This window comes from Methanosarcina sp. 1.H.A.2.2 (genome assembly GCF_000979975.1).
In the GTDB taxonomy this organism is placed as follows: Archaea; Halobacteriota; Methanosarcinia; order Methanosarcinales; family Methanosarcinaceae; genus Methanosarcina.
Genome location: NZ_JJQL01000039.1, coordinates 1 through 3,316 on the forward strand (window position 1 = coordinate 1; position 3,316 = coordinate 3,316).

Sequence of the window (3,316 nt, forward strand, 5' to 3'; positions counted from 1 at the left end):
GGAATTGTAGGGAATGCTCTCTGTTTTGTGATGTTCATTTGACCGAATTACACAAAATAGAGAGCACTTATTTTTATCTAACTGTCAAAGTCAGGTTAAGAAAGAAGTTGTCCTCTATTTAGAGAAACAACTTAAAATAAGCACATGATATAAACCTGAAAAGCGGAAAAATCAAGAGATTCAGGCAAAAAATACAGCAGACCGCATAAAGTTCAGAGGGAAGGACTTGAAACTCAACATTGAAACTTCAAGGCGCATAGAGCTGATAGACATTACCTCCGAAGTACAGGAAGAGGTCAGGATAAGCGGAATACAGGAAGGCATATGCCTCATCAGTACCAGGCATACGACTGCAGGCATTATAATTAATGAAAATGAAAGCGGGCTCAGGGAAGATGTCCTGAATCTGCTGGACAGACTTGTTCCTTCTGGGGCCGGGTACAGGCACGACCGCATAGACAATAATGCTGATGCCCATCTCAAAGCCGTGCTGCTCGGAGTAAGCGAAGCCCTGCCAATTGTACAGGGAAAACTGGAACTCGGCACCTGGCAGAGCATCTTTTTTGCCGAGATGGACGGGCCGAGGCACAGGACAGTAAATATGACGATTTTAAAGATAGAATAAGGATAGGGGACCAGGACGAGTTAAAATACAGGATCGAACCGAAAAGTAGCGCAGAACATCCAGAAAGAAAAAACAAATGAGAACAAAAAATAAGAAAAGAAAAAGAAGAAAGTCCCTTAAGGGCTGCCTGAAGAGACTGACTGAGAAGAGCTTTTAACCTTACTGAAATCGTCCAGACGGGTCTGTTTTTTTCTGCAGACCTCACCCGGGATTTCTACAGGATATTCACCTGTAAGGCATCCAACGCACATGTCATTCTTATCGCATTCAAGAGCTCTCATAAGCCCTTCAATGCTGAGATAACCGAGAGAATCAGCGTTTATAAGCCCTTCAACCTCTTTTGTAGTCTTGTAAGAGGCGATAAGTTCCTGCCTGGTTGCCATATCGATCCCTAAATAGCAGGGGGCAATAATTGCCGGACTTCCGACCCTTGCATGGACTTCTGAAGCTCCCGCCTTCCTGACCATATCTATGATACGCCTGGAAGTCGTGCCGCGGACAATACTGTCGTCAACCAGGACTACACGCTTGCCTTTGATGTTATCCTGAATGGCGTTCATCTTGAGCCTGACTGCAGTTTCACGCAGGTCCTGTCCCGGAAGAATAAATGTGCGCCCTATGTAGCGGTTCTTCATAAGACCTTCCAGGTACATGATTTTGGATTCCCTTGCATAGCCGATTGCAGATGTGATTCCCGAGTCAGGAACAGGAGAAACTATATCTGCGTCTACATTATGCTCGCGGGCAAGCTCCCTTCCGATTCTTTCCCGGACCTTGTAGACGAGTTTGCCATCTATGACGGAATCGGGCCTTGCAAAGTAAATGAACTCGAAAACGCAATGTGCAGGATGGGGCTCGCTTGTGAGCTGGTGGCTCTCAAAGCCTGAACCCGTGAAGACCATAACCTCGCCTGGTCTGACGTCTCTAATAAGAGTGCCGTTCAGAGTGTCGATGGCCACGCTCTCCGAAAAAACTCCGTATCCGCCGTCAACTTCTCCAAAACAGAGAGGTTTGAAACCGAAGGAGTCCCTGACAGCATACACAATGCCGTTAATGAAGATAACAAGGGAATAAGAGCCAACAAGCTTGCGCATTACGGTCCTGATAGACTCGACAGGGTCATGTTTTATCAGTTCTTTCACAAGCAGGTGACCGATAACCTCAGTATCGGAGTCGCTTATAAAAATCCGGCCTTCGTTTTCCAGCTCATCCTTAAGTTCTCTGGCATTTACCAGATTCCCATTATGGGCAATGGCAACTGTTCCACCCTTGAAGTTCAGGATAAAAGGCTGACAGTTTTCAATCTTTGACCCGCCAGTCGTGGAGTAGCGGACATGCCCGACTCCTGCGTTCCCTATAAGACGCCCCAGGGATTCCTTGTTGTACACATCAGGCACAAGCCCCATGCCCTTGATGGACTTAGGAGACGTACCGTCATGCACCATTATGCCTGTGGACTCCTGTCCTCTATGCTGGAGGGCATACAGAGCGTAATAAAGCTTGAATGCGACAGCATTTGACTGAGGCCTGTCGTCAGGGAGGATTATGCCTGCAACCCCGCATTCTTCTTTCAATCTTAACCTCCGGTGCAGGTAAAAAATAAAGAAAATTGAGCAGGAAAGTTTAATACTTGCACTTTGCCTGCCATTTGTAAGATCTCATGCGGGTTGTTTTTCCGAAACCGCATGAAGTACACTCTTTTGTATGTATGTTTAATGAAACGCTGCCGCATCTTCTGCATTTGGCGTGAGTGCGCTTCTGTCTTTTTCCCATTGATGCCGTGCCTTTACTCATTCCTATATCTCCTTATAAAAATCAACTTATTAGTGTGTAATATTCGATAATTCGAAGCAATTTTGTTTTTTGGAATTAATTCTCAGTCATACAGATTCTGCTGCTCACCGAGGTTTAACGTTAATAGATGAAGTGCTTGATATAGATTACGGAGATACGTATACCACGTTGTCACCGCGAATAACGACACTGCTGAATTTACTTACGACTTCTCCGTCTCTTAATTCTTCAGCGTTGTCAAGCACGAGGTTCATGTGAATATCGTATCCTTTCAGCTCGCCCCTAAACTCACGTGCGCCTTTCAATCTAACAATTACAGGTGTGTCCAGTGCGTTGTTCAAAATATCCAGAGGTCGGTTTGCCATCCTTACAATCCCCTTAAAACATTATAAATCAATTCATTATCTATATCAATATAAATAGTTAATCCAGACTTAAACTGATCGCCGCGCTTAAGTATTTGATTATTTGCATCAAAGTCGCAAATACAATATATAAATGTATCGAAGCAATATATCCTTTTCAGGTTCCAATATATAAAAGAACCCAAAATATAAGAAAAATACTCTTTTCAGGGGAAAAATACAATATTACTAAAACACATTCACTCAACGCTTTCAGAAATGATTTAAAAAGTTTGCAGAAAATAAAACCTGCAAAAAATAGTCCTTCATAAGCTTGCAGAAACATTACGTAATCCGGTTTTTCGAAAGACGGTTTCTTCAAAAGCCAGCTGCCCGGAAGTATCTGCAGTATAGAAATCTCTGCAGAATTATACAGATCACTCTATAGAATAAAGTGAACTACCACTCAGCTAAAGACTGAGTGGCTTCTTGGTTCATTCCTCCCTCTATTGAGGGCAAGTCCCCAAGCTCTTCCCCGCGTTCCGCAGGTGAA

General features: G+C 43.9%; 4 protein-coding genes. 1 reads left to right on the plus strand and 3 read right to left on the minus strand.

The features are described 5' to 3' along the window. The first annotated feature begins 226 nt into the window (after window positions 1-226). On the plus strand, window positions 227-625 hold the full coding sequence (locus EO93_RS06485) for a secondary thiamine-phosphate synthase enzyme YjbQ (RefSeq protein ID WP_048161565.1): 399 nt from the start codon (window positions 227-229) through the stop codon (window positions 623-625). Window positions 626-741: 116 nt separating this feature from the next. On the opposite strand, the gene purF is transcribed toward EO93_RS06485, so the two are convergent. From purF to EO93_RS06495, 3 genes are all read right to left on the minus strand, one after another. Next, window positions 742-2,199: an amidophosphoribosyltransferase gene (gene purF / locus EO93_RS06490; protein WP_048161567.1), complete on the minus strand. Its 1,458-nt coding sequence runs from the start codon at window positions 2,197-2,199 to the stop codon at window positions 742-744. A gap of 49 nt (window positions 2,200-2,248) precedes the next feature. Further along, window positions 2,249-2,419, minus strand: a complete 171-nt coding sequence (locus tag EO93_RS16795; RefSeq protein WP_082098527.1) for a 50S ribosomal protein L37e — start codon at window positions 2,417-2,419, stop codon at window positions 2,249-2,251. 146 nt (window positions 2,420-2,565) lie between these two features. Further along, window positions 2,566-2,784, minus strand: a complete 219-nt coding sequence (locus EO93_RS06495; RefSeq protein ID WP_011023130.1) for an LSm family protein — start codon at window positions 2,782-2,784, stop codon at window positions 2,566-2,568. Between the last annotated feature and the right edge of the window lie 532 nt (window positions 2,785-3,316).

What these genes read in the sequence shown, in the direction of transcription:
- EO93_RS16795 (WP_082098527.1), bottom strand. Translation starts at nt 2,419, where the DNA reads ATGAGTAAAGGCACGGCATCAATGGGAAAAAGACAGAAGCGCACTCAC.
- EO93_RS06495 (WP_011023130.1), bottom strand. Translation starts at nt 2,784, where the DNA reads ATGGCAAACCGACCTCTGGATATTTTGAACAACGCACTGGACACACCT.